Annotated in this window: 26 protein-coding genes; 11 read left to right on the plus strand and 15 right to left on the minus strand. The window is 42.8% G+C overall.

Features of this window, described 5'->3' with window-relative positions:
* The first annotated feature begins 24 nt into the window (after window positions 1-24).
* Window positions 25-1941 (plus strand): hypothetical protein, encoded by a 1917-nt coding sequence (locus tag ABD894_RS08030; RefSeq protein WP_345210490.1) that lies wholly within the window; start codon window positions 25-27, stop codon window positions 1939-1941.
* A 141-nt stretch (window positions 1942-2082) separates the two neighbouring features.
* Here ABD894_RS08030 and ABD894_RS08035 read toward each other — a convergent pair whose 3' ends face one another.
* Both ABD894_RS08035 and ABD894_RS08040 read right to left on the minus strand, forming a co-directional pair.
* A complete protein-coding gene (locus tag ABD894_RS08035) occupies window positions 2083-2778 on the minus strand; it encodes a hypothetical protein (protein WP_345210491.1) in 696 nt (231 codons plus the stop codon).
* A 50-nt stretch (window positions 2779-2828) separates the two neighbouring features.
* On the minus strand, window positions 2829-5210 hold the full coding sequence (locus ABD894_RS08040; RefSeq protein ID WP_345210492.1) for a tetratricopeptide repeat-containing sensor histidine kinase: 2382 nt from the start codon (window positions 5208-5210) through the stop codon (window positions 2829-2831).
* Between the two features lie 181 nt (window positions 5211-5391).
* Between ABD894_RS08040 and ABD894_RS08045 the strand changes: the two genes are divergently transcribed.
* From ABD894_RS08045 to ABD894_RS08065, 5 genes are all read left to right on the plus strand, one after another.
* Window positions 5392-6441 carry an alpha/beta hydrolase gene (locus ABD894_RS08045; protein ID WP_345210493.1) on the plus strand — a complete coding sequence of 350 codons (1050 nt, stop codon included), beginning with the start codon at window positions 5392-5394 and terminating at the stop codon, window positions 6439-6441.
* A 293-nt stretch (window positions 6442-6734) separates the two neighbouring features.
* Window positions 6735-6986 (plus strand): hypothetical protein, encoded by a 252-nt coding sequence (locus ABD894_RS08050; RefSeq protein WP_345210494.1) that lies wholly within the window; start codon window positions 6735-6737, stop codon window positions 6984-6986.
* 47 nt (window positions 6987-7033) lie between these two features.
* Window positions 7034-7597, plus strand: a complete 564-nt coding sequence (locus tag ABD894_RS08055) for a hypothetical protein (protein ID WP_345210495.1) — start codon at window positions 7034-7036, stop codon at window positions 7595-7597.
* 91 nt (window positions 7598-7688) lie between these two features.
* Complete coding sequence (locus ABD894_RS08060) at window positions 7689-7946, plus strand: hypothetical protein (RefSeq protein WP_345210496.1); 258 nt, start codon at window positions 7689-7691, stop codon at window positions 7944-7946.
* 14 nt (window positions 7947-7960) lie between these two features.
* Complete coding sequence (locus tag ABD894_RS08065) at window positions 7961-8476, plus strand: RidA family protein (RefSeq protein ID WP_345210497.1); 516 nt, start codon at window positions 7961-7963, stop codon at window positions 8474-8476.
* A 75-nt stretch (window positions 8477-8551) separates the two neighbouring features.
* Here ABD894_RS08065 and ABD894_RS08070 read toward each other — a convergent pair whose 3' ends face one another.
* The gene (locus ABD894_RS08070) at window positions 8552-9391 is read right to left on the minus strand and encodes an alpha/beta fold hydrolase (protein WP_345210498.1); all 840 of its coding nucleotides are present in this window, start codon (window positions 9389-9391) and stop codon (window positions 8552-8554) included.
* 171 nt (window positions 9392-9562) lie between these two features.
* On the opposite strand from ABD894_RS08070, the gene ABD894_RS08075 reads away from it, so the two are divergent.
* Entirely contained in the window at window positions 9563-10507 is a 945-nt protein-coding gene (locus ABD894_RS08075) for an NADP-dependent oxidoreductase (RefSeq protein ID WP_345210499.1), read from the plus strand.
* 92 nt (window positions 10508-10599) lie between these two features.
* On the plus strand, window positions 10600-11331 hold the full coding sequence (locus ABD894_RS08080) for a hypothetical protein (protein WP_345210500.1): 732 nt from the start codon (window positions 10600-10602) through the stop codon (window positions 11329-11331).
* A gap of 242 nt (window positions 11332-11573) precedes the next feature.
* On the opposite strand, the gene ABD894_RS08085 is transcribed toward ABD894_RS08080, so the two are convergent.
* The 5 genes from ABD894_RS08085 to ABD894_RS08105 all read right to left on the minus strand — a co-directional run bounded on the left by ABD894_RS08085 (window position 11574) and on the right by ABD894_RS08105 (window position 14644).
* Window positions 11574-12563, minus strand: coding sequence for a quinone oxidoreductase family protein (locus ABD894_RS08085; RefSeq protein WP_345210501.1), 990 nt, complete (start codon window positions 12561-12563; stop codon window positions 11574-11576).
* Window positions 12564-12608: 45 nt separating this feature from the next.
* Complete coding sequence (locus tag ABD894_RS08090; RefSeq protein ID WP_345210502.1) at window positions 12609-12998, minus strand: DUF302 domain-containing protein; 390 nt, start codon at window positions 12996-12998, stop codon at window positions 12609-12611.
* Window positions 12964-13434 (minus strand): DUF983 domain-containing protein, encoded by a 471-nt coding sequence (locus ABD894_RS08095; protein ID WP_345210503.1) that lies wholly within the window; start codon window positions 13432-13434, stop codon window positions 12964-12966. Before ABD894_RS08095 ends, ABD894_RS08090 begins: the two co-directional genes overlap by 35 nt.
* Window positions 13435-13446: 12 nt before the next feature.
* Entirely contained in the window at window positions 13447-14040 is a 594-nt protein-coding gene (locus tag ABD894_RS08100; protein ID WP_345210504.1) for a DUF417 family protein, read from the minus strand.
* A gap of 67 nt (window positions 14041-14107) precedes the next feature.
* Complete coding sequence (locus ABD894_RS08105) at window positions 14108-14644, minus strand: carboxymuconolactone decarboxylase family protein (RefSeq protein WP_345210505.1); 537 nt, start codon at window positions 14642-14644, stop codon at window positions 14108-14110.
* Here ABD894_RS08105 and ABD894_RS08110 point away from each other — a divergent pair.
* A complete protein-coding gene (locus ABD894_RS08110; protein ID WP_345210506.1) occupies window positions 14643-15527 on the plus strand; it encodes a pirin family protein in 885 nt (294 codons plus the stop codon). The two genes, ABD894_RS08105 and ABD894_RS08110, sit on opposite strands and share 2 nt — an antisense overlap.
* A 14-nt stretch (window positions 15528-15541) precedes the next feature.
* On the opposite strand, the gene ABD894_RS08115 is transcribed toward ABD894_RS08110, so the two are convergent.
* Window positions 15542-18106 carry a histidine kinase dimerization/phosphoacceptor domain -containing protein gene (locus ABD894_RS08115; RefSeq protein WP_345210507.1) on the minus strand — a complete coding sequence of 855 codons (2565 nt, stop codon included), beginning with the start codon at window positions 18104-18106 and terminating at the stop codon, window positions 15542-15544.
* Between the two features lie 231 nt (window positions 18107-18337).
* Between ABD894_RS08115 and ABD894_RS08120 the strand changes: the two genes are divergently transcribed.
* On the plus strand, window positions 18338-19183 hold the full coding sequence (locus tag ABD894_RS08120; RefSeq protein ID WP_345210508.1) for an alpha/beta fold hydrolase: 846 nt from the start codon (window positions 18338-18340) through the stop codon (window positions 19181-19183).
* Between the two features lie 46 nt (window positions 19184-19229).
* Here the strand turns inward: ABD894_RS08120 and ABD894_RS08125 are convergent, their stop codons facing one another.
* From ABD894_RS08125 to ABD894_RS08140, 4 genes are all read right to left on the minus strand, one after another.
* A complete protein-coding gene (locus tag ABD894_RS08125; protein ID WP_345210509.1) occupies window positions 19230-21185 on the minus strand; it encodes a sigma 54-interacting transcriptional regulator in 1956 nt (651 codons plus the stop codon).
* A gap of 262 nt (window positions 21186-21447) precedes the next feature.
* On the minus strand, window positions 21448-21936 hold the full coding sequence (locus tag ABD894_RS08130) for a DUF302 domain-containing protein (protein ID WP_345210510.1): 489 nt from the start codon (window positions 21934-21936) through the stop codon (window positions 21448-21450).
* Between the two features lie 98 nt (window positions 21937-22034).
* Window positions 22035-23315: a sensor histidine kinase gene (locus tag ABD894_RS08135; protein ID WP_345210511.1), complete on the minus strand. Its 1281-nt coding sequence runs from the start codon at window positions 23313-23315 to the stop codon at window positions 22035-22037.
* A gap of 5 nt (window positions 23316-23320) precedes the next feature.
* Window positions 23321-24301, minus strand: coding sequence for a tetratricopeptide repeat protein (locus ABD894_RS08140; RefSeq protein ID WP_345210512.1), 981 nt, complete (start codon window positions 24299-24301; stop codon window positions 23321-23323).
* Window positions 24302-24618: 317 nt separating this feature from the next.
* Here ABD894_RS08140 and ABD894_RS08145 point away from each other — a divergent pair, with 317 nt between their 5' ends.
* Entirely contained in the window at window positions 24619-25485 is an 867-nt protein-coding gene (locus ABD894_RS08145; RefSeq protein WP_345210513.1) for an AraC family transcriptional regulator, read from the plus strand.
* Between the two features lie 27 nt (window positions 25486-25512).
* Here ABD894_RS08145 and ABD894_RS08150 read toward each other — a convergent pair whose 3' ends face one another.
* Window positions 25513-25896: a response regulator gene (locus ABD894_RS08150; RefSeq protein WP_345210514.1), complete on the minus strand. Its 384-nt coding sequence runs from the start codon at window positions 25894-25896 to the stop codon at window positions 25513-25515.
* A gap of 10 nt (window positions 25897-25906) precedes the next feature.
* Window positions 25907-26797, minus strand: a complete 891-nt coding sequence (locus tag ABD894_RS08155; protein WP_345210515.1) for a sensor histidine kinase — start codon at window positions 26795-26797, stop codon at window positions 25907-25909.
* Window positions 26798-26962: the final 165 nt, after the last annotated feature.

Here is a 26962-nt window from a genome sequence, read left to right on the forward strand (position 1 = left end):
ATTTACTAAACATCACAATATTTTATGAAGGGATTGAACCGCGTTGTCTTTTTTTCTAAGCAAGATCTAATGGGACATACAATGCTCCAGAAAGCAGAAAAACTATTGGAAAGCGACCTTGATCTTAAGATATTGGATCTGAACAGCCTTTTAGAGTTTCATCATATTCAAGAGTATTTTGATTGTGGGCTATTTCTTAACAGTTGGTCTGCTGAGCGAAAAAGCAAATATTCATCGATAGTAAAAACAGCGATTGCACAGTTACGGGTCTATTATTTGCAATTGGCTCCTGATCGTTTTAAGGAAGAAATTGCGAATCTTGAATACGACAATAGGGAGAATTTTTGGGTACTCTTCAGATATTTTGAGCTTTATAAAAAAATTGATCGCGATATTTTCGTTCAACTTTTGAATATTTTCCCGAACCATATTCGATATATCCTACCATTAAAACAGATCGTAGACCATTATAATCATGAGATCAGGACATTTTTAATGGATTACGAGGAGAGTGCAGAATTATTACTTTCTCATTATGAGCAAAAGCATGATCATGAACCCAATAACTATAATTTCCCCAAAAGTCTAACGGATGCTGACAAAGTTGACATCATTGATAATTACCTTGATTCCGCCGATCCAAATCTAAATTATATTGAATTGGCAAGACACGCCAAATATCTGAAGCTTCCCCCAAAAACAATATTAAAAGCCCATAACAAAGCTGATGACATCAAGGAGCCATTCCTTAACGATGAAAATAGTATAAGCGTAAAGATCAGTGCAAGCTTGGTCGATAACCAGGAGGAGCCGGTTGTTGTCACACATGATGAGGAAGAGGGCACAACTTATACCTACAGTCGAAGGTATTTAAACGGCTTACAAACAGAATTTGAACTATTCTCAGTCTTTTCAGATTTGTTTTTTTATACAAACGATGAGGAACTGATCGAACTGGTTAATAAAGATTCTCAAATGGATACCCTTGAAAAGGTATTCATGCAATCCAAAAGCGAGTACCATACGGGAATGATTTTTGCCCGAAAAGATATGATATCGCTTGCGCAACTGGGAATATTCATTCACTATCTAAAAGAGCGTAAACTTTCTATTGAAAATGTTTTGCAGGCGTTTGTAATAACTTTTTTCAAAGAGAAATGTAAAGTCGAACACTTGAGTTTTCACGCCCCTTCGGCCAATTTAAATGCATTTGAAAAGATCAGGTTATTTGCACCGGAAATGGAATACTTACTGAAGCAATTTAAAAATTTGGTATCTGAAGGCAACATCGATCATGATCTGCTTCAGGTAGATTCCAACCCGATAAATTATAGCGACCTTAAAAGCCTTATTCAGCAAAAATATGTGACCTCTGACCATCATGTTATCAGAATGATTGGTCACCTTTTCTTCGATCAGAACAGCTTATTAGCAGAAAGGAAAAAAGGTTCAAAACAACGGTCAAATCTATTCCAATCCTTGAGAAAAGATAGATTAAAAAAATCCGATTTTGAAAGATACCAGATCAATCACTTGGATCATCTTATCTCAGACGGTTTTTTAATAGTTAATGACACGGGTGAGTTGATAATGACCGATCCTATCCTGATTTGGGTTTCCGGTAAAATTTGGGAAAATGGAAGCTTAAATTATGGGCGTGTTGTACCGATTATTCAGCAAGAAATCGATCGAATGATCTCCGATGATTTCCTCCGAATCTCTGACAACTTATTTACTAAGGAAGAGGTCAGCTATATCAATTACTACCTTAATAAGAAAGAGTTTACTAATGGCAAAGATTTGAGAAACAAATATCTTCACGGATCGAACAATAAAGATAGTGCAAAACAAGAGATGGACTACCTTTATTTTTTAAGGACGACAATTCTGATCTTATTAAAGTTAAAAGATGATTTGGAACAGTATCGAGGATTATGCTAATTTCTTTAACCTCCAATAATTTTAGTCTACATAAATTTTTTTCGATCTCCTTGGTTCGGAATGTGAATTTTAACCTAAAACCTCATGATCTTCACAAAATTTCAATTAGGGCGATCATAACCAACCATGATCTGAAAAAAATCAAACAGGATTTGAGAAACTGTTATTTCTCGCAACATTAAAGGCTGCCTGATCGATAATTCTATTGGAGGGCAGCAATTCCAAATAGAATTTATTTAGGTCAGTCTCAATCTCGGGGTATGTGTCGTTCGGCCCGCCAAGAAACATAAAACGAAAACCATCATAGCTGTAAGAATAACCCTCGTTAGGGTATATCTCGCCCATTTTTATAGCACTGTTATTTTGGCTTTCAAGTGTTTGAACGAGGTGAGAAAATATGGCAAAGCACAAAGCAAGATCTTGTTTGCTACCGATCCTAAAATCATGCTCATACAGCCAATCAAAAAATTTCGTTCGCAATTCCATAAAGATTAAACGTAACCTTGGATTACCTTTTTCTGCATCCAAAAGACGGATCTCCATTTTGACTTTCCATTCGTTGAAACGCTCTTGTTTTAAGCGTTCGCAGTTTGACTGCACTGTTTCTTGCAAACTTTGCAAACCTACATAGGCTGCCGTAGCTGCAACGGTTACCACAAAAAGATCTTTGAAATCTCCGTAAGCTTTCAAATAATTCATGAAACCATCCGCGCTTAACAACAAATGGCTTTCATTCCAAAGTTTATAATTAATCAATACGACCACGAAAGCAGTCGAGAATAATGCTGTAATTACAAAAACAAAAATCACAGTGTTCAATATTTTCATTTTTTTCATTTCGGGAAACTTGTTCAATACCTTGGTCAAGGATCATAAGTTAAATAGACTTAAACAAAAATTCTTTTATCTCTGTAGGGGAAAGAAAGCAAAATTTCTACACCCGCATTACTGACGATATTAAATGTCCCGGACAACTGTTTACTTAGACCTTTCATCATTTCCATTCCAAGTGTATTAGAGTCACCAAGATCAAAATCAGTTGGCAGACCTTTACCATTATCCGTTATCTTAATAACGACGTGTTCTTCGAGCGTCCTTTTTACAAAAACCTTGACACTTCCTTCATCATTTGTGAAGGCATATTTTATGGAGTTGGTCATGGCTTCATTTAAAATCAACCCTACAGGAACGGCCTGTTCGATATCAAGGTGTATCGGGTCAATTTCCAGTTCAAATCTGATTTTCCTTTTGCCGGCATTAAAGAAGCCATCAAGATCATCGACCATGTCTGCGATATAAGGCCGCATCTCGATCCGAATGCCACCCTTATCCCGATACAATTTCTGATGGACCAATGCAATGGCCTGTACCCGTTGATGGCTTTCTTCTAATGCCTGTACAGCTTCTTTGTTTTCCAGGTATTCCAGTTGCGTGCTTAATAAACTCATTACTATCTGCAGGTTATTTTTCACCCGGTGATGCACCTCCTTTAATAATATATCCTTATCTGCGAGCAGATCCTCCTTTTCGGCCAATAGCCGTTCTTTTTCATTGACCAATACTTGCAGACTTTTATTTTGCCTATCTATCTCTAAGCTTTTAAAGGTCAACAAACGATTACTTTTTATTTTTATCCTGAAACTATAAAATGTAATTCCGGTAATGATAAACATCACTACTATTCCGCCTGCTGTAATATTACGTTCTAAATTGGCCTTTTCGGTTTCTGCAAGATGTGCTTTGTTTTGGGCGTTCAACAAATTTATTTTAATCTGTTTTTGTTTGGTTTCATATACAACCTCTAATCTGTTGAGCTGGCTGATCTTTTCTGAATTGAAAATGGAATCTTTAATGTTAGAATAGTTATGAAAATGAACTAAAGCTGAAAAATGATCACCCGACGCCGAATCTACTTTAGACTGTTTTAACGCCAGTTCACTTTTTTGTAAACGGGTGAAGTGCTTATCCATAGCGGCAAGTCCTTTCACAAAATGATCCGCTTTTTTAAATTGCCCGGTCGATATATAAAAGTCTGAAGCTGTTTCGTAGATAGCAGTAAATAAATTGATGTTTTCATGTCTGGGATCTAGAGCATCATATTCTGCAACCGCTTTTTTAAAATGATGGTCCGCTAACTCGTATCGATGCATTGCTGCGTATATCCTACCGAAAAATTGATCTACATCTACCTGTTGTGGCCGCTCAGGTGGCTGAATTTTTATTGTTTTCTTTAATATTCGTAAAGCAGCTTCGGCATTGCCCTGATGTAGCATGCTGATGAATAAGTTATCTAACGGGAAAACATAATCGCCTTTTCGCTTTAGCGTTAAGGATAATTCTTTTTGAGCATATAACTCTGCCTTAATATAGTCTCCGAGTGCCAGATAAAGGCCTGTAATACGATTGTAAGCAAGTATTATTCCATCGTCGGTATAATACTCAGCATGCTTTTTTAAAGCGTCAAGATTTTCCAATTGATAAAAAAGCTGTTCATAAAAATCGCCCTTGGATGCTGCGATCGTGGTTAAGTTATCTAGGGCCCAGCCATAAAACTCTTTAAAATATCCAATTTTTATACATTCATTCCTTATTCGTTGTAAGCCATTTTCCGCTTCGGTATTATTTTTTCTATCAAGTTGGATCTGCGTCCAGCGCACAAGGGCTTGTATCGCTTCTTTTGTATCTCCACCTTCTTTATACAACTTATAAGACGATTCAAAACAGGCTAATTGCTGTCGCTGATGATCGTTTTTATTGTTGTTTTTCAATTGGGATCCGTAAGAGTACCAGGCGCCTGCTTCCGCGCGTTTATTACCGACCTTTTTATAATAGGCAATAGCTTCTTTAAATTTAACTATCCCGCTTTCCAGATCGCCGGCTTCGACATAGCAAGTAGCGATGGAGATCAATACTTTATTCTTCCGATCCGGTAAATGAAGCTGGGCACTTAATTGCGCAGCCTGTCCAAGATATTTGAATGCGCTATCAAGATCAGATCTGTTTTCACCAGGGCGAAACAAGTAGTAGTTACCCAGGGTAAAAAGGGTACTTACCCTGCCTGTATCCGGTTGGCTTTTTAGCAGTGACGCCTTTAGTTCGCTGACATCATAGGTGATAGAGCTTTGGCCACAAGCATAATTTACGCTCAGAAGCGTAAGGTAGCAAAGGATCAAATGCTTGAACTGTGACATGTTTTTTCCATAAAAATAAAAAAACATTAGCATTACGGCAATTTTAGCGGAAATGAAGGGATCAGCAAGTATGGCCAATTCAATGATCCTCGGGCCTATAATGTTTCTAACAATGGGCGAGCTATCGCACCTGTTATGCAAAATAAGCGATATATAACAGTGTAAATATGCTTTGTTTTTATGTAACTATTTATTTATCAAATAATTAAATTTGGGCATATGGATTGATATCGGGTACAGAACATAAAAAAATACTACGATGAAGATCAAAACAACAATTAAAAAAGCAGGATCATTAATGATCTTGTTCAGCATGGCTGCAGCTTCTAACACTATGGCCCAGGCACCAAATTTTGCAAGCGATGAGCATTTAAGTCCGGAGGTGCGTACCTTTCTTAAAGGCTTGAACAACGGTGGCCCTGGTCTGGAAACACTTAAGCCTGCTGACGCCAGGATGGTGCTGGTGAACGCACAAGCTTCGGTAAAATTTGACTATTCAGGAGTGACCGAATCTGAAAAGGAAATCAAGTCTGACGGTCAAACAGTTAAATTAAATATCATGCGCCCTGCTGGTGCTAAGGGCGTATTGCCGGTATTTATTTTTATCCACGGCGGTGGCTGGGTATTGGGTGACTACCCGACTCACAAGCGCATGGTGAGAGACCTGGTGCTGGGTTCTGGAGCGGTAGGCGTCTTCGTTAACTATACCCGCACACCGGATGCAGCCTTCCCTCAGGCGATAAACGAGATCTACGCGGCATTGAAGTGGGTATCATCGAATGGTGCAGAGATCGGGGTTGATGGAAAACGCCTGGGCGTCATCGGTAATAGTGTAGGTGGTAATATGACCGCTGTAATGTCGCTAATGGCGAAAGAACGTAAAGGTCCTGAGATCAAAGTAGCCGTAATGATGTGGCCGATCGTAGATGCTGATTTTGATAACGAATCATATCGTTTATATGGCCAGGACCGTTTCCTTACCACTCCGTTAATGAAATGGATGTACGATATGTATATACCTGACCCTGAGAAAAGGAAAAATATCCTTGCCTCTCCATTGCAAGCTACAACAGATCAGTTGAAAGGCCTGCCACCAACACTGATCCAAGTGGCCGAGAATGATGTGTTAAGGGATGAAGGTGAGGCATATGGCCGCAAGTTGCTGGAAGCCGGCGTTAAGGCCACTACCGTCAGATATAACGGCGTGATCCACGATTGGGGCTTACTGAATGGTCTGGCGGAGATCCAGCAGACAAAAGATCTTTTCGTACAAGCTTCAGCAACCCTGAAACTGTATCTCAAAAAATAACGACAGGGCTAATAACACAAGCGCCGGGCAAACTCCCGGCGTTTTTTTTTGCCAGTTACTGAAGTTATTAGCAACGATTTTATTTACGAGCATCTTTCCTGAATACACAGGTCGTTCGTGCAGAATTAACAATGTCCCCGGTAACGTCAAATCTCGCCGTTAGCATCGCCTAAAATTGAAATATCACATCTTAATTCAATTAAAAATATCATATAAATAATTGATAATCAATTATTTATATGATTGGCATATTTCATGCCTGAAGCAATGCAAGTCACTTAGATCACGGAAAAATGAAAACGACAAATATGATGACCAGTTCAGATACGCCAGTTCATGTCGACACAAAAAGATGGACGGTAACTGGTAAGGCTAACTCAGCAGAAAACATGGTAATTCCAATGAACGAGGGACATCGATCTCTTTCAGCGGTAGAAGATGCCGATGGTATTTTGAGTGTTTTACAATTTTTCCGCATGCTGAAAGGACGAGGTCTTATCCTTTACCTGTATGCCCAGGAGCTTTTCTTGGTTCTATATAGGTAGAGACTATCAAAGCAATTAATTAATCATCTATATAAAAATCAAACATTATGAAAAATTCGATCAAAAGTTCAATTCTATTTTTTGCCTTATCAGGTATCGTGTTCGGCGCCAACGCACAAACAAATGCGAAAAAAGTCCCAAGCGGTATTGTTTACAGCATCGGCGTCGAATCACGACTTGCCGCTGGAAACTTTAACAATTCGCACAGATGGAACTTGGGCGGCTCGATCCAGGCGGACTTTCCAGTAGTTAAAAGCCTCTATTTAACCGCCAATGCCGGTTATAATAACTTTTTTGGCAAAGACAATATCCACGATATTAACCTTATCCCGGTCAAAGGCGGTATTAAGTATTTCCCCTTAGATATTTTGTATGTGCAGGGTGAAGCCGGCGCAGCATTTTCTACCAACAAATCGACAGTTGGCTTTGATAACTCGGCAGCATTTATATACGCGCCGCAGGTTGGTGTCAGGATCCAACTAGGTAATAGCAATAGTTTTATTGATGCCGGTGTACGATATGAGGGTTCATCGAAATTTGCGACCAAAGCGGAAAGCAGTAAGGTCAATTTCTTTGGTCTGCGCGTCGCTTATGCACTAACATCAAGATAATGATAAATTCAGGATCGGGCTTATCTCTACAGTCCGATCCATCCTTAGGATGCATTTTCAATACGTTAAACAACCTTAATTTCGGATCAATATGGAAGACATCATTTTCTACGCCACTCATTTCGTTATGATCATATGTGTCATAGCTATTATTTGTGTTGCAGTGGTTTCTACGGAAAGATATGCTAAACGCTCGAACGCGATGTTAGGTGATAGCGGTCGCCGGCAGAAAAAACTCACAGTCATCTGGCGGGGCCAGCCTGATGCTGAACATGATGATTTGCTTAATGAAGGAAGTCGGTATCCGGGATCACGGGTAGCCGCGATGAACTTGGGGCTTGAACAGTGATAAGACCTATTAATATGAAAACGATCTTAATATTTTTAACGATGGCACTAAAAATGACAGTTCAAGCCCAAACTCCGGAAGATAACTTGTTAAAACAAGGTATCACTTTGCCTGAGCTTTCCAAGTCTTTGGGTAACTATGTCAGTTTGGTCCGCAGCGGAAATCTGATCTTCCTGGCTGGAAGGGGGCCATTAAAAGAAGATGGAAGTTTTGTAAATGGGAAATTAGGTAAAGAACTGAATGTCCGTGACGGGTATGCGGCAGCGCGGTTATGCACGATAGCCCAAATCGCTGTGTTGAAGGCTGAACTTGGCGACTTATCGAAAATAAGGCACATCGTTAAGGTGACAGGGTTCGTGAGTTGTGTAGATACATTTACGGACCACCCCAAAGTCGTTAATGGTTGTTCAGATCTGTTGGTCAAAGTTTTCGGTGCAAAAGGTATCCATAGCCGGTCTGCTGTTGGTGTGACCAGCCTGCCATCAGGATGGCCGGTAGAAGTGGAGATGATCGTCGAAGTAATGCCCTGAAAGCATCTGCCGATACAGATATACGTAAAGCCCAAAGCCCGCAAAACGCTGACCTTGGGCTTTTTAAATTCTATTTTAAGCTTTTGTCAGGAATAGCTTCATGTAACCGGCAACTAATTGCGGACGCTGATGCTGGGGGCCATGACCTGAATCGTTCAAAATGAGGTGCTGCATAGTCGGCGCATGCTTCAGGAGTGGGAACCAATTCTCTACTGCAAAGCTGATGTCATGGTCTCCCGAAATGACCAGTACCGGGTTTTGAATAGTTTCATATTGTCCTCTGAAATTCTGTAGGTCTTCTTTTATTGATGCAGAACCGCCGAAATATCTCTGAAACTTTTCTTGGGTCGCCGGGATCTTATTTCTGTCAAGCCGGCGCGCGATCCGCTCGTGCGATGCCTCTGCGGCATGTTTGCTGTTTTCTGATCTCGGCTCAAAGAATAATGTGTATTCATCCTCGATATCATTGACTGGTTTCAGGGCTCTATCAAAAAACGCGGTTTCGATAGGGACCTCATTCTTACCTGGAGGATTAGTTCCGATGAGGACGACCTTTCCGATCCGGGCGGTATTCATAAATAATGCGACCTGCGCGACCAAACCACCATAGGACCAACCAGCCACATCAAATAGATCGATCTTCAAAAAGTCCATCAATTGGATGCCAACATTGGCAACTTCGTAAATATCGGTCGATAATTCACCGCCTGAATCTCCTACACCAGGATAATCGAACAAAATAATGGTGTGTTCGTCTGCCAGTTCATCCAGAAATAAAGGATCCCAGGTGTCTAAAATACCCCTGAAACGATTATAAAAGAGAATGACCGGTCCTTTTCCGAACATGCGGTAGGCGATCCGGTTTGCGTTCAATTCGGCAAACATGGTTTGAGCATCAGAGCTAAATGTTTTCATCTTAATGTTTTTCTATAAAATTAAGCAACAGTGTAGTCCTGAAAAGGTACGTATCGGTGTGATCATCGTACCAATCATTGTAGATAGCGAAATGGATGTGTACCACAAAAGGAACGAAACGTACCATAACATTTCGAAGATCTGTTATAATATTGGCTCCAAATAGAACCAATGAAAGCATACATTTTAAAAGAACCCGGAGACGTTTCGGGATTGCAATTAACAGACCTCCCCGTTCCGCAACCGGCGCAGGGAGAAGTATTGATAAAGGTTAAAGCTATCAGCATTAACCCCGTCGACGTAAAAACACGGGAAGGGAAAGGATTTTACGGCCGATTAAAAGATGCCGATCCATTGATCCTAGGTTGGGACATTAGTGGGATCGTAGAGGCGGCCGGTGAAAAGGTGACCGAGTTCAGTCCTGGAGATGAGGTATTCGGAATGGTCAATTTCCCCGGGCATGGTAAAGCTTATGCGGAGTATCTAATTTCACCCGTTTCACAACTTGCTTTGAAGCCGAACAACATCAGCTTCGAGGATGCAGCTGCTGCTACACTTGCTGCATTAACGGCCTACCAGGTATTGGTAAAAAAGGCAGATATTAAACCCGGAGATAAGGTACTGATCCCGGCCGCCTCTGGGGGAGTGGGGCATTTCGCCGTGCAGATCGCGAAATATCTGGGTGCGAACGTTACCGGCACCTCGTCCGCTAAAAATCGCGATTTTGTACTTTCGCTTGGCGCTGACGAACACCTGGATTACAATGGAGATATACTTGATCAGCAGGTTCAAGCGTTCGACTTCGTGTTTGACACGGTAGGCGGGGCTAATACCGAACGATCGCTTCCTTTGATCAAAGTAGGTGGGGAACTCATCAGCATACCAACGACATTAAGTGAAGAGGCCATTGCGCTGGCGAAAGAATTAAATGTAAAAGCATCTTTCTATCTAGTATCATCAGACGGGGAAAGCATGAAAAAGATAGCGGGACTGTTAAAGACAGGTGATCTAAAGGCTCAAGTCTCCGAAGTTTTCCATTATGATAAATTGCCAGCTGCTCATACCGCTGTTGAGAGTGGTAGAACGGTCGGGAAAGTGGTCGTTTCTTTGACATAGTAACGCCGATTCATACTACAGAACCGTTCGTCCGTACATTGAAAAGGCTTTTCGTGCAAATTACTTTTGATAAGTAAATAATCAAATATTTTATGAAAGACGGAAAAGAACTTTTGAACCTTGTGCTGGACGCACACGGTGGCATCTCGCGCTGGAACCAGCTTAATACAGGTAAAATGCATGTTTCGATCAAGGGCATCACCTGGCCTCGAAAAGGTCACCCGGATGCGTTGGATGACATTGTTTTTACAGCGAATTTGCACGCCCCTTACGACAGCTGGACACCGATCTTTAGTGATGATCAAAAAACATCATTTAACGGGCTAGATGTTGCCATTCTTAAAACTAACGGTGAACTGGTAGAAGAATCAAAAAATGCTCGCAAGACCTTCGAGGGCCACGAGCTGTTAACTCCCTGGACCAAAATGCATTTTGTTTATTTTGTGTCGTACGCGACCTGGAACTACATCACCACACCTTTCCTTTTGGCCCAACCTGGGGTTCATATCCTGGAAATGGACGAGTGGGAAGAGAATGGAGAGACCTGGAGAAGGTTGCAGGTGATATTCCCTGACAACATCCCTACACACAGTACCAGACAAGTGTTCTATTTTTCGCAGGAAGGTTTTCTGAAACGCCATGACTACTGGCCGGAAGTATTAGGCAATAACTCTGCAGTTCACTATTATTCTAACTATAAGGATTTCAATGGTATCAAAGCGCCAACCACTCATAGGATCTATCCGTTGAATGACGCCGATCAAAGCGCAGTGAAAGATATCTTATTGGTATCGCTCGATATCTTTAATATTGAATATGCTTAATAATTCCTAAATAGTATCTTGACCAGGCCTAAAAAGCTATGGACAAATATTGGACAAAGGTCGTTGACCTCACCTGACCTGAAACATTTTGCGGGCTTTGTTTAAATTATTGGAACAAAGCCCGCTTAATTGCTTATTAGATCTGCAATAAAATAAAAATACAGCCATGCGTTTTTTCACCGCATGGCTGCATTTGTCGAAAGATCTAATGGGCCTATAAATAGAAGAATATCCTAAGGTTATCAAAATTTGATAAGAACCTTCCCAAACGGCCTTTCTTCAATTAAATAGCGTTGCGCATCAGCCACTTCTTCAGCCCTAAAAACTTTTGCAATGACCGGCTTGATCTGCCCTTTATTAAAGAGGGGCATTATTTTATCCCATACTTTGTTTTCGGCAACGCGGTCGAACCACCCATTAAGACTCTGCCCACGCATTTGTATCCCTTTCCAAACAAAGTCCGTGATATTGGCACTAAACGTACGTCCTGCCGAATAGCCTATAGCCACCAGTATCCCTTGGCGAGCGAGTGAATGGATAGCTTCGCCGGTCAGAGCACCTCCAACACTGTCGATAACAATATCCACACCTTTACCGTCTGTTAGCCGCGCGACACCATCAGTTATCGTTTCGATGGAAAGGTCGATCACATTTTTTATACCCAGAGCGCGGGCCATTTTAGCTTTTTTTTCAGAGCCAACCGTCGTAATTACCGTAGATGCACCGTGGGCTTTTGCCAGTTGGATGCCAGCATTACCGACTCCGCCACCAGCTGCTAAAGCCAGGACGCTTTTACCAGGTGTGAAATCGGCTTTATTTAAGCATGCCTGCGCTGAGAAAAAGCTTACAGGAAATGCGGCAGCTTCTTCATCTGAGATATTATCTTCTATAGGTATCAGCTCACTTGGTTCAACAGCAAGGTATTCTTGCCAAACACCATTTACGTATATACCGCGAATTTGGCCATTAGCTGTAAAACAAGAGATCATAACCCTTTTACCTACCGGGAGATCGATATTACCTTTTACAATGATGCCTACCCCTTCATTACCCAGGACGACCGGGGAGTATTTGTTAGACAACGTACCACTTCTGACAGTGTTGTCAACCGCATTGACCGCAGCAAAAGTTACTTTGACCAGCAACTGTCCATTCGCTGGTTTGGGAATTGGCCTATCGACAAGCGCTAGTACTTCATAACCGCCTGGAGCTTTAAATTCAATTGATCTCATATTATTATGTATATGTAGTGATAGATCTTTGCGTAGTTCCCTTGGTTATAGTTTTAAGATATCATTCACTAAAGGAACTAAATTCAGTGGAGATCTCGGGTCAGATGGTAGTTCGTACCTGCCCGCGATGTAGGCCTCATCGTTAAATGCCACCTGTGTCGCTCCCTCTTTATCTTGCCAGCAAATGATCTTTAACGGCAGATCTAAAGCGATGATCGGGTTCAAGATGATGAGCTGGGTGCCTTTTTCCGGATTACCAAATAGTAGATATTCCAAAGGTCCGATAAGGATCCCGGCTTTTAAAGCCTCTGCCTGTTGATCGATCCTTAGATAGATCTTCGCGCCGTGCTCAACCAAACTCTTTGCTAAAAGGTCCATGGTATCCTTCACCGACGACGAACTACTTCTCAGATGTATTCCCTTTTGCTGATCCATTTTTGCCTGATGTTAAACTTTTATCTCCATCAGTACTGAGGTCTCTACTAAGTTCAGGGATATAATGCAGCCCCGGGGTCAGCCAATACAGCAGGATGACCCGGGAATACCTGAAATTGAACGGAGAAAGGATCACGCAGACCGATAATATGATGATCGTGTATAACCAAGGGTCGTTACTTCCCGTTAATACACTTATGGCAACAGCGACACTGATGAACTCTGCGACGTTCATCGCATAACTAACGAACATGGCCACATAAAAGTAACCAGGTTCGATCTCAAACGTTAGGTGACAATGCGGGCAGGTCTCATTCATCTTTTGCCTGCTGAGGCCGTACATGCTGTTCGCAAATACTTGCCCTATCCTGCAACGAGGACACTTTGCCCGCAGGAACGCAGGCCATAATGCTATTGGTCGGTCCGTTGATGTCATGGTCTTCAGATCTTAAAAGACAACCTTGTCATTGATATTAGAACTATTCAGTATCCTGCGTGCAGAATCCCCTATCATGTGAAATGCAGCTCCGAGCATGATGACATCTTTGATCACTAAACGCCCCCTTGCTGAGAGATAAGGAAAACCATGATCGCCATCTCCAAGATCGGGCACCCAGCACTCCGGTGTAGTGATCAGAAAAGATAATGTTCCGATACTCATGATCATCACTAAGATAGATCCCAATAGACCGGCGTACGGGCTTGCATAATCCAGGATCAATAAGAAGCCCATTGCAATAAGCAGAATACCTAGTCCATGGGAAAAGGAATAAGTACCGTTCCGGTCTTGCCAGGTCTTGTTTTTTAAAACCAGTTCACCTTCTTTGTTAACATGTGTTTTGTATTCCCTGGGAGCGGTATAAAAAAAGGACATGAATGGACTGTTCGCAACGAACGGTGTGATACCATCGGCTTCATAGTCAGCGAACTTGAGCCCGCCGATCCAGATCAGCACAAGCGCGACCGCGAACCTTGTGAAATGCAGGCTAAAATTTCCGGCCTTCCCGGCGAGATGTAAGATCGATCTAACAAAAGTTGACATGATTTAGAGATTAAAGGTGTGAAAAATGAATATTGAGTTTTCAGGCATTCCGCCCCTGATCAACGGATTAAATAGCCGGAACTGCCGGGAAATCCACTGTTGGTTTTGTTAAGGCGTATACATAATTAGTAATGATGCGCAAGCCGGTTAGGAAAATCACATCGATCACGGTTCCTTTACTATATCCTTGGGCCAAAAAGGCTTTTACAGTTTCAGCATCGGCATGGCCCTGATTTTCTGCGATACTTTTTGCCAGTTTGACGAGCGCATCAAATTTAGGATCAAATGAAGCCTCACCTTTGCGTATCCCGATGATCTGCTCATCACTAAAACCATTCATTTTTGCAAATTTAGAATGGGCGCTTAGACAGTATTCGCAATTGTTCACCTGGCTCACCACGAGGTTAACGATCTCTTTTTCCTTATTGCTTAATGATGACTTCGCTCCCTGAGCAGTTAAAAATGCTGATAATGCATGCTCGGAATAAGCGAAGTTCGCATACAAGTTAGGGACGAAGCCTAGAGATTTTTGCAGCGTATCAAAAATGGCTTGATCGCCCTCCGAAACCTGGTTTCTTTCGGGTACAGTAAATATATTTTCCATGATGGTAAAGTTATCTCCCGGCCCATTACTCAACAATGTACCGGAAGGTGCTTCTGTTGTACAGAAAGGCTACCAGTACCTGTTATTAATGCTAATGTCACCACTTTTAAAATGGCAGTATGATAACAGAAAATCAGCATTAGGATGCTTATCTTCAAATAAAAACGACTATCTGATGGATCTTAAAAAATTAATAGCACAGGAAAGAGGACTTTTGCAGAATCATGAGTTCAAAGGTCATCTTTTGTTCAGTCTCGGACAACAAGGTACCTCAAGACCTGATCGTTTTGGTACTGTGATCGTATTTAATGATGATGAACTATTCCCTGGTTCCGAGATAGGCATGCATCCGCACCAGCATACCGAGATCATCACTTATATGATCGAAGGACAAGAATCTCACCGGGATAGCTTAGGGAATTACCAGGAGCTATCGGCGGGTGATATTCAGGTGATCAGTAGCGGTAGCGGGATCATGCACGCAGGTGGGAATATGTCCTCTGTAGCGAACGCCCGTCACCTGCAAATATGGATAGTGCCCAACGGTGAACCTTCAGCGCCATCCTTACAACTCAAAACGAAAGATGAGGGTAATGGTAAGAATAAATGGGAATTATTGATTTCGCCAAACGGAGAAGATAATTCGCTTATTGTTAAACAAGCTGCCTGGATATCGCAGGGATCGTGGAGTGAAGGCTCGGTGAACTATTCATTTCACGACAGGATGAGTGGTCTGCTCTTGTATGTGCTCGAAGGAAAAATATGTCTGATGAACGGCACTGAGGCAGGCACTGGGGATAGTCTTTTTATCAATGACCTAAGTGAACTGAGTTTAAATGTGATAAAAGACTGCAGATTATTTTTAATTGAAACGACTTTTTGAAGATCGACCTGGTCTCAGGTTTTAGTTCTGTTGTCGACGTTCCCACCCGGGTTGGCAGCAGCGCGGAACGTGATCACGATAGCGGTACCTGCCTGGTTCATGATCTTTAGGTCGCCTTTTAATTGCGAGGTTAGGCCCTGCATCATATCCATTCCAAGGGAATTGCCCGTCCGCAGGTCAAAATCCTCTGGCAGGCCTTTCCCGTTATCGGATATAGCTATCTCTATTATATCATTTTCCGATCGTTTCAACAGGACGGTTATTTGTCCGCCATTTTTATCAAATGCATATTTGATCGCATTGGTAATAGCCTCATTCAATATCAATCCTACCGGAACTGCCTGAGAGAGGTTTATATTGACCGGATCGATCTGTAGCTGAAAGGAAATATTACGGCTGACAGTATCAAAACTTTCCCCTAGATGCGAAACGAGATCTCCGACGTAATCCGGCATACTGATGCTGGCCAGATCAAGACCGGTGTATAATTTCTGGTGGATGAGCGCTATTGACTGCACCCGGTTCTCACTTTGCACTATCGCTTCTTTAGCCCCATCATTTTGCATGTAGAAAGACTGGGTACTAAGTAAACTCATAATGATCTGCAAATTGTTCTTTACGCGGTGATGGATCTCTTTGAGCAGCCAGTCTTTTTCCTTTAAAAACAGTTCTTTTTCGGATAACAACTTTTCTAGTTCCTGATTCTTCCTATTGATCACCAACTGTTGTGCGTTCAATGTTCTATTACTCCTTTGTTTGATACGATAAGCTGAGAATGCCAATACTGCCAATAGAAGAAATGCAACTGCGCTGCCAAGGATCACATTGCGGATAGTTGCCGCCCTTATTAGTTCGGACCGCTGCTCCCCCTGCTTGCTTTTAAGCAGTTTGATGTCTTTTTCCTTTTGTTCGGTCTGGTAACGGATATTGATCTCGGATATCTGGTTGTTTCTGGAAATGCTGTTTATTGAATCATTCATCGCTTTATGGCGTTCGAAGTATTCGATCGCGCTAATGTAGTTGCCTTCAGCAGAATCCGCTTTAAATAACAGCCTGTACGTTTCCATTTCTTGTTTCGCATCGAAGTACTCCTGATCCATTAACGACCGTTCAAGGTATTTCTTAGCGTCCTTGTATCGTCCGCGTTCTCCATAATAGCGGCCGATCAGATACAAAGCGCCCGTCCCAGCTATGGTGATCTCATGTCCATGTAGATTTTTGCCATTTTCCATCCGGACCGCAGGGTCAAGGGCCAGCATTTTTTTATATTGTTTTTCAGCTTTATCATACTGTCCTGTCTTCCAATAGAGCTCACCATATAAAGAGGTGAAGAGTTGTTCCTGACTCAGGTTTTGCGGAGGATTTGACCGTACATAATTACTAAAGGTATTCAAGGCCTGATTTGCTTGTCCGGCATCGCTGGCGATCAATGCCATCCGGTAGGCCGACACATAGGATAGCCCGCTTTTATTGGTCAGTTGATGATCAAGTAATATCTGGTAATAGTGTAAACCCTTCTTTACATCACCCAACACAGCATACGTTTCGCCCAACGCCCGGTATACGAGCATTCGCTTTTCATCATATTCTTCGGGCGTATGAAGAGCCTGAAGTCCATAGCGCAATGCCCGATGATATTGCGACCTGAACCTGTAAAATTCGGCCAATAAATAATAGGTCCTTCTGTTCACCCGCTTGTGTACGCCCCCAAAAACCGACAGGACCTGCAAAAACTGTTTTTCGGCTTTTTCGATGTAACCGTGATTGGTATTGACCACTGCCAGATCCCGCAATTCAAACCCTGCCTTTACCTCGTCACCCGCCTTGAAATAAAGCTTTACCGCCATTTCATGACAATGGATCAAAAACTTGTAAGAATCCTGATTCTCCGGAGAATTATGTGCCATAAAAGACCAGTTACGGGCTTCAAAAGCATAGTTTCCGGCCAAGTGGCAAACGTTGATATTATCGAGTAAAGTTTTTTTTGCCGCAACCAGGTCGCCTTTTGAAAAGTAATACTTGCTAAAGAGTATTTCGCACTCGTTCCGAATTCGTGCTGAGCCGATCTTTCGGCTCAATGACCTTGCAGCTAAAAGGTATTTTAATGCTTTGGACATTCTTACCGTATCCAGGCTTTTGATATAATCGTCCGCTAACACCAAATAAAGTCGGACCTGTTGTTCGACCACTGTGTGGAAAACAAGCCTTTCTGCTGATGCATCGTCGTTGCGGAACAAGTGTATCTTGGCCAGCATAAAGATCGCTTCATCACGTCCCTTTTGGTATTTTAACTCGGCACTGAGTTTAAGGACCTTTGTGGTGAGAGACAGGCAGGAATCAATTCCTTTAGGGGTTCTGTCTTTCAGCCCCCAATAGATATGGGATGCTTTCAGTAGCTGGTCAATAAACAAGGTATCGGGCTTTTTACCTTTTAGCGATCTTACTATAGCTGATGCGTCGCTTTCTTCTTCTTGTTTTACTTCCCAGATCGGATCGTTGTTTTGGGCACTGGCATTAGCCCAATTTAAAAGCAATAATATTATGGTAAAAAATAAAGGCTTTATAGCGGGTTTCTTCATATCGCAGGCATCTGCCTGATGGCCTGCTAAGCACAGCCACCGGTTCCCTTTCGGATGTTTTATAAAACCTGAAAGTATAACGAAGCGGTTTGGTAACAAAGGTATGGATCTACGATTTTGTGGTACGATACGTATATGAACAGTTAGCCGGGATCGTACCATAATTTGCTGGAATCGTACATTATCAGACCTTGTTCACAGGCTTACATTTGCTTAAAACAAAAACTTACTATGAACGAACGAACATTTAAATACGTAAGTGTACCGACCAGGTACATCAATGTCGACGGTATCGACCATGCGTACAGAACATTCGGTAATGAAACGGGGATTCCGATCGTTTGCCTCCAGCACTTTACAGGTACACTTGAAAACTGGGATCCGATCGTTGTGGACGGATTGGCGGCAGAACGACAAGTGATATTGATCGATAATACCGGTGTCGGCAATTCAGGTGGTAACACGCCTGATAATGTCCTGGCCATGAGCAAGGACGCTATTAAGATCATCAACGCCCTCGGTATATCGAAATGTGACCTGCTAGGGTTTTCTTTGGGTGGTTTCCTGGCACAGCAAATGGTCGTACTTGCTCCGGGATCGTTCAGAAAGCTTATCATTGTTGGTACCGCTCCGCAAGGAACCCAAGCGCTCCATTCCTTTCCGCAACTGGTGCAGAAGGCTTTTGCGCTGTCACCACAGGAACGTTACCTTTATATCTTTGCCACCAAGACCGAGAAAAGCAGAGAAAAGATCGCTGCGACCCTTGAACGTTTATTTATCAGGACTGAAGATCGCGACCGCGATGCCTCATCTGCAGCAATTCAGGCACAGATAAGCGCGCTGACCCGATGGGGGACCGACCCGGTCACAATTGATCTGACTGCGGTCATTCATCCGGTACTTATCGTCCAAGGTAGTGATGATGAAATGATGGATAGCAGCACGTCCAATGAATTGTACAAACAATTACCCAACGCGGTATTGATCTGCTATCCTGATTCGGCCCATGGCTCATTCAACCAGTATCCCGATCTATTTGTAGCACAAGCAAATGCATTTTTGAACAGCTTTGAATAGTTAACGATAAATAGAAAGCCCGATAAACAAGATCGGGCTTTTTGATTTAATCAGCACTAAATTCTCGTTTGATCCCAAGTTTTTTTATCCTTGAATGGAGCGTGCTCGTTGGCATTCCTAAAATTTCTGCTGCGCCTCCCGGGCCACCGACCCTTCCCTGACAAGCTTTTAAAACGCGAACAATGTATTCCGCTTCCATTTCGTCCATCGATTTCAGTTCCGAGCTACTCTCCGAATGAGTTACCTGATCTGTAACGGTCGACTGGGTCTGTGGAAGTGCGATATGTTCAATAATACCGCTTGCCTGAATAAGTACCTGTCTTTCGATCAAATGTTCCAGTTCCCTGATATTTCCCGGCCAATGATAGTTTTTTAATTGACCTATCGCTGTAGGACCGATACCCGTAACCGGCCTTCCCGTTTTCAATGCGAATTTTTCAACGAAGTTTTTAGCCAGGATACCAATATCATCCTTGCGGTCCCTTAGTGGAGGGATAAAGATCGGGAAAACATTTAACCGGTAATACAGATCTAATCTGAAGCGACCTTCTGCTACTTCTTTCTCCAGATTACGGTTGGTAGCAGTGATCACCCGTACATCCACCTTGATGGTTTTATTACTGCCTACACGTTCAAATTCCATTTCCTGAAGTACCCGAAGTAATTTCACCTGCGCATCCAGCGGTAGTTCGCCGATCTCGTCCAAAAAGATCGTTCCACCATTAGCTTGTTCAAATTTGCCGATCCTTCTGTCTATGGCACCTGTAAAAGCGCCTTTCTCATGTCCGAACAATTCCGATTCCACCAAATTTGACGGTAGGGCCGCACAGTTCACGATGACCAAAGGGTTCTTTCCCCTGGCAGACAATTTATGAATGCATTGAGCTATCCTTTCTTTACCGGTCCCGCTTTCCCCAGTGATGAGAACCGATGTCGGCGATGTGGCCACCAGATCGACCTGATCGAGGACCGATAATAAAGGGCGGCTTTTGCCGATAATGCCATCAAATTTAGTGACTTCAGGGGTTGCTGCAGCAGCGACAGTTTTTTTCATGACGATATCCGGACGCTCTGACCTGACTTCCTGCGGCTCGAACATAAGATGTTCCAGCATCGACCTGATCGAACCGGCCGAACGCTGGAGCAAGTTCAAGTGATTTTCCGAATAACCATTCTCGTTCCTGCTGTAAAATACAAGTTTGCAGTATGTTCCGTTCTTCAATTGTATCGATACGGTCAGTCGGGAAGCCAATCGGAATTGAGCACTTAACTGTTTTTCGCAAGTATCCTCAAGTAGAGCCCTTCGGAAGTCCATTCCGTTAAGCAGATCGCCACTGTCCGCTCCATAGGGGATGGAGGTATTTTCTGTCCAATCCGATAGATCGGTACCGCAAAAAGCTGAGAATTCACTTTTATTGAAAGTTTGATATTCCTGGTAACCGACCCTTGAAAAAGCGACATGGTCCGTTTCATTTTGCTTCGGTATCACTACCCTGAGCAGATCAAATGGGACAAAATTTTGCGCGATGGCCGGTAAACTGGCGATCTTGATGTTCAGTTCCCCCTGAATGTTAGCTAAGCTGTTGAGTTGGCTATTGAAGATCTGTTCGCGTTGTTGCTGCATCTGCAAATTGTAGCGATGTTTTTGTAGCGCTATATCCAGCATGATCAGCAGGTCTTTCTCACGGAATGGTTTGACCAGGAAGCCATAAGGATTGGTCGCCTTTGCCGTTTCCAATATCGATTGATTGGTATTGGCCGAAATATAAATGAACCCGATGTTCTTTGACGACAATAAAGGTGCAAGATCGGTCCCGTTAGAGTCATCCAACAGAAATATGTCCAGTAATACCCAGGTGGGTTTGTGTTTTTCTATCAGTTGCTCAGCTTCCTTAACAGAAGCAGCGGTCCCGCAAACTGAATAACCGGCATTTTTTAGCTTGATCTTCAGGTCATTGGCGACAATGAATTCATCTTCAACAATAAGAATATTTTCTTTCATCCGGGGTGTATTCGTTCGTCAGGGCTTCAAACTATCAATTTTTATAAAAATAATACTATTTGAACTAATTTCAGCGGGTTTTCAACTGACAACCTGATCCGAACGGCGTTCAACTTCGATGCACAGCAGATCACACGCAATATTAATGCCCGATATTAAATGCTTGAAATATAGTGCTATGGAAATTTAAAACAATCGCTTAAAAGCGACATGTCGCCTTTAAGCGATTATTAGCGGCGAAAAATGACGGCTCGGTTGTAGGTCACATCGGATCAGCGAGACTCGCTTCGAAAAGTTTTTCCAGTTTAGCATCGAGTAAAAGTCCTGTCTCAAGTACTTCTGAGCTTCCGAATTGACCGAAAAGTGTTGAAGGGAGATCATATTCGACATTCAAAACATTCGGGCTCACCTCGTAAATAAGCAGTCTTAATGGCGCATACAGGGCCGCTCTGATGTCGTATTGCGTCATTTGAAGTGCGACCAATGGATTCCCTAGAATTATCTGAATCGCACTCCGCTGTTGCCCGGCCAGTCGCAAAAGTTGCCCATGTTCCTGTACGCCGAATAGCATCAGGTCTTCAAAGCCGCCCAGTTCAGCCAGCCGGTCTTTCGCGGTCCCGGGCTGTTCAGCCATCAACTTCAGGTCCTCTTCCCCGATGCGGCCTAACAAAGACAGCATTTTCTCTTTATACCTTTGATAAGGCGCCTTGATTACCTTGGTAATATGCTTTACTGAAATAGTTGTTTCCATGGCCTTCGATATCTTTGTTTTACAAAATTATCAGTTGGACCCGTTTCTGAAAGGTAGCTATCAAGGGATATGTGGTACGCGAGAAGGTATTTATTAGATCAAGCATGTGCCAGAACAGCACTAGGTGATGTGTATTCACTACCTAATGTTTTAAGTCTTCTTAAGCGGACCTTGATAGCTAAGCCGATCGTCGTTGTCATGGAAAGCTCACCCTGTAACTGTTTGGTCAATCCGCAGATCAGGTTCATACCAAGTGACGTACACTGATCGACATTAAAATCAGCTGGTAAGCCGCATCCATTATCCATGATCGATATTTCCATAAGACCGTCCGGAGTTTCTGCGACGCTTATATGGATCACGCAGTCCGAGCGGTCTTTGAACGCGTATTTGATCGCATTCGTCACTGCCTCATTCACGATCAGCCCCAAAGGTACGATCTGCGAAGCGTCCAATAAAAGGCCCGGCAGATCGTATTCGAACCTGATCCATGAACTAATGCCAAAACTATCCTTCAGGATATCTGTCAGTTCGATCACATACTCTTTGATATTGATCCCTTTCAGGCTCTCGTCCTGGTATAATTTCTGATGTACAAGGGAAATGCTATGCATCCGGTTCCTACTTTCCCTCAACACATCCATGGCGGCATCATCAGATATAAAGGACGATTGCGAGTCCAGCAGGCTGATAACGATCTGAAAATTGTTTTTTACACGGTGATGTACTTCTTTGATCAACCAGCCCCGTTCGTTCAATAAGTGCCGAAGTGACTGGTTATGAGCATTGACCTCTTGCTGTTTTACGTTTAATTCTTTATTGATCTTTTGCTTAGAACGATAACTCCGATACAGCACAGCTGTAAAAATGACAAAGAATAACATTCCCGACACAGACAGGTTACGGACAAGTTTTTCGCTGCTCAATGCTCTGTCCTGCAAAAGGGTCCGCTGCTTTAACGATGCGATGTCGAGGTCTTTTTTTGCCATTTCATACTCGATCTGTAATTGCGACAGTTCGCGATCGTGATTTCGCCGGTTCAGGGAATCATTAAGCTGCTTATAACGGCTGAGATGAGCCATTGCTTGCCAAGGACGCTTACGTGCCGAATCGAGTTGATAGGCGATATTCTCCGTGCTGGCCATGTCCCGTATATTTTTACTTTTAGAGGTGATCATCTCTGCCAAACGTAATTGGATCTCACATTTGCGGTGATCATTTATCATTAAAAATAGTCTCGCCGCAGCATGGTGATAATTGATCAGTAGAAAATCATACAGATAAAACTGCCTGATCATGTCCTTTATCCTATAATAACATTGAAAAGCTTTGTCCGGATCGCCGGTATGCATATAGGCCTCCATCAGGGTGGTGTTCAAACTGATTAGCTGGCGGTATCTTTGGAAGTACAATATTTTAGTGCATCTTTCAATACCTGAACACCTTTACGAGGTTCTTTGATCCGTATAAAGCTCCACCCAAGGTTAGCACTTACGGTAAGTAAGGCATCGACATCTTTATTGAGCCGGGCATAGAAAATGGATCGCCTAAAAGCTTTGTTCGCTTCCGATAATTGATTAAGTGAATTGTAAACATTCCCCAAGCGGTTGTACATTGTCGTAACCGTCGAACTGCTATCGTTGTATTTGAGGGCCGCTTTTTCGGCCAGCAACAAGTATTTCAGTCCCTCTCGGGATGAGCCATTCCTGTTCATCACGGCTCCCAGCAAACAATAGATGTCCTGAAGTTTATCATATCTCAGGGTTCTGTAGATCGCTATTGCTTCCTGCAAACGGGCTATCGATCTTTGATTGTCCTCTTTTACATTATACAGATCCCCGAGATATTTTAAAGCGTCCGCATGTTTAAGTGAAATAGGCATCTTTGATCCTAAGAGCTTTACAGCCTCTTCATAGCACTTGATCTTAGTTTCCAATCCTTGCTTTTCGCTGATCTCAAAATGATCGGCTTTTCTGATGTAAGCATCTGCCAAAAATACTTTCTCAAGTTCATTTTTTTTGAATATGCTGATGGCGCTGTCGAGAAACCTTACAGCACTCTCAAGGTCGTTCCGTCTTTGATAGATCTCTGAAAGGACAAAATAAGATCTTCCAACGCCCGTAGCGTAATGTGATCTTCGACTTAAGTTCAGCGCTTGGCATGCATGTGCTTCACTGAGATGTTCATTCGCCGCTTTATTTGATTGTTTTTTGAGCAGCTCGGCAGCCTTATCCAGGAGACGACCGATCTTCAGGCTGTCCTCTTTTACTGATGCCGATCGCTCAGCTATAGCATCGGGATGGGCAAGAACAATTACACAACTGATGAGCACGGCCAACGCTTTCTTAAACTTTACTGTTATCATGCTTCATTTGAATATGCCGTTCCAAAAAAATGAAAACGTCCAGCTTTGATCCTGTGCGTTTTTGTAGCTAAAGTAAAGCAGATCACTAGCGCAGCGATGTACCAATCGTCAAATTTGTGGTAGCATTTCCGATGCACAAGTATGCCGGACAGAGTGGTTATGATCATCGGCTTGATGTGATGAGCGGGATTTAGGCGAAATATCGAATCTGCGAAAATTGCAAAAACCAAGCAAGTCTCTTCTAATGAACTTGTTACGTAATGGCATAAGAATGGTGATCGTGTTCCCGAATTAAAAACACCTTTAACACTATTACTATGATACACAATGATCCAATGCAAGTACGTTTTGAACAAGGTACATTTAGTCACGGTGAGCGCCAGGTCTTCGATGTCCGAAAATTGGGCAATGATCAGACGACCTCATTCATTAATCATAAAACGGACACACGATATCGCATCGTTTTTTTGAAAAAGGGATCATGTGCATATCTTATTAATAAAAGAAAATTCACCATAGATGCATCAAGGATCGGGATCATCAGGCCCAATAACCATTTCTCTTTGGCTGAGCACGAGGAGGATCACGGATATATCATTACCTTTTCCCATGATTTCCTTCAGTTGTCGACCGGTTCTTCTCAGACCTTACAATCGATATTTCTTAATTTGGGCGATATCGACCAAATCCCTGTCCCAAAGAGCGAACATCGTTTTCTGAAAGACGTTATGGAACGCCTTATCTACGAGTTCAATCAAAGCGGCGGGATGAAACAGGATGTTTTGCGCGGACTATTTCAGGTATTCGCAGTTTTTTTGGGCAGGGCGACAACACAAGTAGATCCGGTCATTCAAAATAAATGTGTTGGACAAACAAAGACCTTTTTTAAGTTATTGGACCAGCATTTCGCAACTTTAAAAATGCCTGCGGACTATGCCAGGTTAATGTCCGTAACGCCTGCTTATCTGAATAATATGATCAAAGATGCACTTGGTAATACGACAAGCTACTTCATTCAGCAACGCATATTGGTCGAAGCCAAGCGTTTAATGTCACTGGATGAGCTTAATATGAAGGAGGTAGCATACAAACTAGGTTTTTTCGACGTGTCGCATTTCAGCAAGTTCTTTAAGCGCACAAGTGGCGAACGCTTTACTGATTATAAAAGAAACGTGGCTGCTTAAGAGCATCGACACTGACTGACCTTCCGGTCAGTTCCAATTCTTATTCCTTATCGCTGAGTTCAGTAATGCCAGCAGGTCCCTCTCTCGGAAGGGCTTGGACAGAAAGCCATTTGGCCTGGTCGCCTGGGCAGATTCTAATACACTAGTGTTCATATTCGCCGATATGTATATGAACCCAATATTCTTTTCCGTTAGCAGGGTAGCCAGGTCGATACCTAACATTTCATCCTGGAGATAGATGTCCAGAAGCACCCATGCAGGTCGGAGGGTCTCTACCATTTCCCTCGCGGTCTCAACCGATGAGGCGATCCCGCAGATATCGTAACCTCTTCTTCCGAGCTTGAGCCGAAGGTCATTTGCGACGATAAATTCATCTTCTACGATCAGTATACGTTGGTTCATTGTTTCCATTATCTATAATTTAGTCTTTAAATTCAAACAGCAATCTGAGGATCGCTCCGTTGTTATTGTAAATTTCGAATTGTCCTCCCAACTGCCTGCCAAGACCAGTGATCAAACTTGTTCCCAGACCGTTGGTCTGCGAAGAGCCGGTATCCCCCGGGAACCCGATACCGTTATCTGAGATCACTAATTCCAGTTTATCTCCGGCCAGCCTGGTGATACTGACCTTGACCTCCCCCGTAACCGTGTCGGAAAAGGCGAATTTAATAGCATTACTGACCGCTTCGTAGATGATCAGACCCATTGGAACTGCTACCTCTAATTCCGCAAATATTGCACCTGTGTCGTTTTTCAGGGTCGGGCTATCTGCAAGTCGGAACTCGTCTCTCAAATAAGAGAATAGATCATTCACGTATTGATGGATATCGACTTTGGTCAACTGCTCTGCTCTATATGTACGGCGATAGGCAAGTGCTATAGCATGTAAACGTTGTTGAGTGGTCTTTATAGACTCCGTCGCATGCTTATCAGTAATGTGAGCCAACTGCTGACTTAGCAGGCTACTGATAATTTGAAGGTTATTTTTTACTCGGTGATTGATCTCTCCGATCAGCCATTCTCTTTCCTTATAACGATCGTCTAACTCTCTTTTATAAGCTCTTAAGTTGTATTTTAGACGCTTGATCTCCCAGTACCGGTCTTGCAGTTCACGTCGTGCCGACCTGCTCCATTTGATCAGAGAAAATATCACCAGGCTAACTAAGATGATAATGGTGATCATAGCGAGGTCACCCGGTAGATGAATTGATCTGTCTGGTCTCTGAATATCCTGTACGTTTACAGATCTATTTATGGTCATCCCGATGGTGGTCGAAAGAGTAGGTAACAAATTACCCTGATCGTATCTCATTGTTAATCTTTTTGAAATTTCTGAAGTGCAAGGGCATGACTATCCCACGGCCAAATTGCAATTGAAGTGCCAGTCGCTTAAATGATTGATTTGCAAATATTTCAATATTTGAACTTTTTTTTCGCCAGACGATATATCGCATTCCTTTGACAGGCAGCACCGAAA

The sequence above is a fragment of the Mucilaginibacter gynuensis genome (genome assembly GCF_039541195.1).
GTDB classification, from domain to species: Bacteria; Bacteroidota; Bacteroidia; order Sphingobacteriales; family Sphingobacteriaceae; genus Mucilaginibacter; species Mucilaginibacter gynuensis.

Excerpts from the sequence above, each read along its gene's own strand:
- ABD894_RS08030 (WP_345210490.1), top strand. The coding sequence starts at position 25 with ATGAAGGGATTGAACCGCGTTGTCTTTTTTTCTAAGCAAGATCTAATG.
- ABD894_RS08035 (WP_345210491.1), bottom strand. The coding sequence starts at position 2,778 with ATGAAAAAAATGAAAATATTGAACACTGTGATTTTTGTTTTTGTAATT.
- ABD894_RS08045 (WP_345210493.1), top strand. The coding sequence starts at position 5,392 with ATGAAGATCAAAACAACAATTAAAAAAGCAGGATCATTAATGATCTTG.
- ABD894_RS08050 (WP_345210494.1), top strand. The coding sequence starts at position 6,735 with ATGAAAACGACAAATATGATGACCAGTTCAGATACGCCAGTTCATGTC.
- ABD894_RS08055 (WP_345210495.1), top strand. The coding sequence starts at position 7,034 with ATGAAAAATTCGATCAAAAGTTCAATTCTATTTTTTGCCTTATCAGGT.
- ABD894_RS08060 (WP_345210496.1), top strand. The coding sequence starts at position 7,689 with ATGGAAGACATCATTTTCTACGCCACTCATTTCGTTATGATCATATGT.
- ABD894_RS08065 (WP_345210497.1), top strand. The coding sequence starts at position 7,961 with ATGAAAACGATCTTAATATTTTTAACGATGGCACTAAAAATGACAGTT.
- ABD894_RS08070 (WP_345210498.1), bottom strand. The coding sequence starts at position 9,391 with ATGAAAACATTTAGCTCTGATGCTCAAACCATGTTTGCCGAATTGAAC.
- ABD894_RS08075 (WP_345210499.1), top strand. The coding sequence starts at position 9,563 with ATGAAAGCATACATTTTAAAAGAACCCGGAGACGTTTCGGGATTGCAA.
- ABD894_RS08080 (WP_345210500.1), top strand. The coding sequence starts at position 10,600 with ATGAAAGACGGAAAAGAACTTTTGAACCTTGTGCTGGACGCACACGGT.
- ABD894_RS08085 (WP_345210501.1), bottom strand. The coding sequence starts at position 12,563 with ATGAGATCAATTGAATTTAAAGCTCCAGGCGGTTATGAAGTACTAGCG.
- ABD894_RS08090 (WP_345210502.1), bottom strand. The coding sequence starts at position 12,998 with ATGGATCAGCAAAAGGGAATACATCTGAGAAGTAGTTCGTCGTCGGTG.
- ABD894_RS08095 (WP_345210503.1), bottom strand. The coding sequence starts at position 13,434 with ATGACATCAACGGACCGACCAATAGCATTATGGCCTGCGTTCCTGCGG.
- ABD894_RS08100 (WP_345210504.1), bottom strand. The coding sequence starts at position 14,040 with ATGTCAACTTTTGTTAGATCGATCTTACATCTCGCCGGGAAGGCCGGA.
- ABD894_RS08110 (WP_345210506.1), top strand. The coding sequence starts at position 14,643 with ATGATGGTAAAGTTATCTCCCGGCCCATTACTCAACAATGTACCGGAA.
- ABD894_RS08105 (WP_345210505.1), bottom strand. The coding sequence starts at position 14,644 with ATGGAAAATATATTTACTGTACCCGAAAGAAACCAGGTTTCGGAGGGC.
- ABD894_RS08115 (WP_345210507.1), bottom strand. The coding sequence starts at position 18,106 with ATGAAGAAACCCGCTATAAAGCCTTTATTTTTTACCATAATATTATTG.
- ABD894_RS08120 (WP_345210508.1), top strand. The coding sequence starts at position 18,338 with ATGAACGAACGAACATTTAAATACGTAAGTGTACCGACCAGGTACATC.
- ABD894_RS08125 (WP_345210509.1), bottom strand. The coding sequence starts at position 21,185 with ATGAAAGAAAATATTCTTATTGTTGAAGATGAATTCATTGTCGCCAAT.
- ABD894_RS08130 (WP_345210510.1), bottom strand. The coding sequence starts at position 21,936 with ATGGAAACAACTATTTCAGTAAAGCATATTACCAAGGTAATCAAGGCG.
- ABD894_RS08140 (WP_345210512.1), bottom strand. The coding sequence starts at position 24,301 with ATGATAACAGTAAAGTTTAAGAAAGCGTTGGCCGTGCTCATCAGTTGT.
- ABD894_RS08145 (WP_345210513.1), top strand. The coding sequence starts at position 24,619 with ATGATACACAATGATCCAATGCAAGTACGTTTTGAACAAGGTACATTT.
- ABD894_RS08150 (WP_345210514.1), bottom strand. The coding sequence starts at position 25,896 with ATGGAAACAATGAACCAACGTATACTGATCGTAGAAGATGAATTTATC.
- ABD894_RS08155 (WP_345210515.1), bottom strand. The coding sequence starts at position 26,797 with ATGAGATACGATCAGGGTAATTTGTTACCTACTCTTTCGACCACCATC.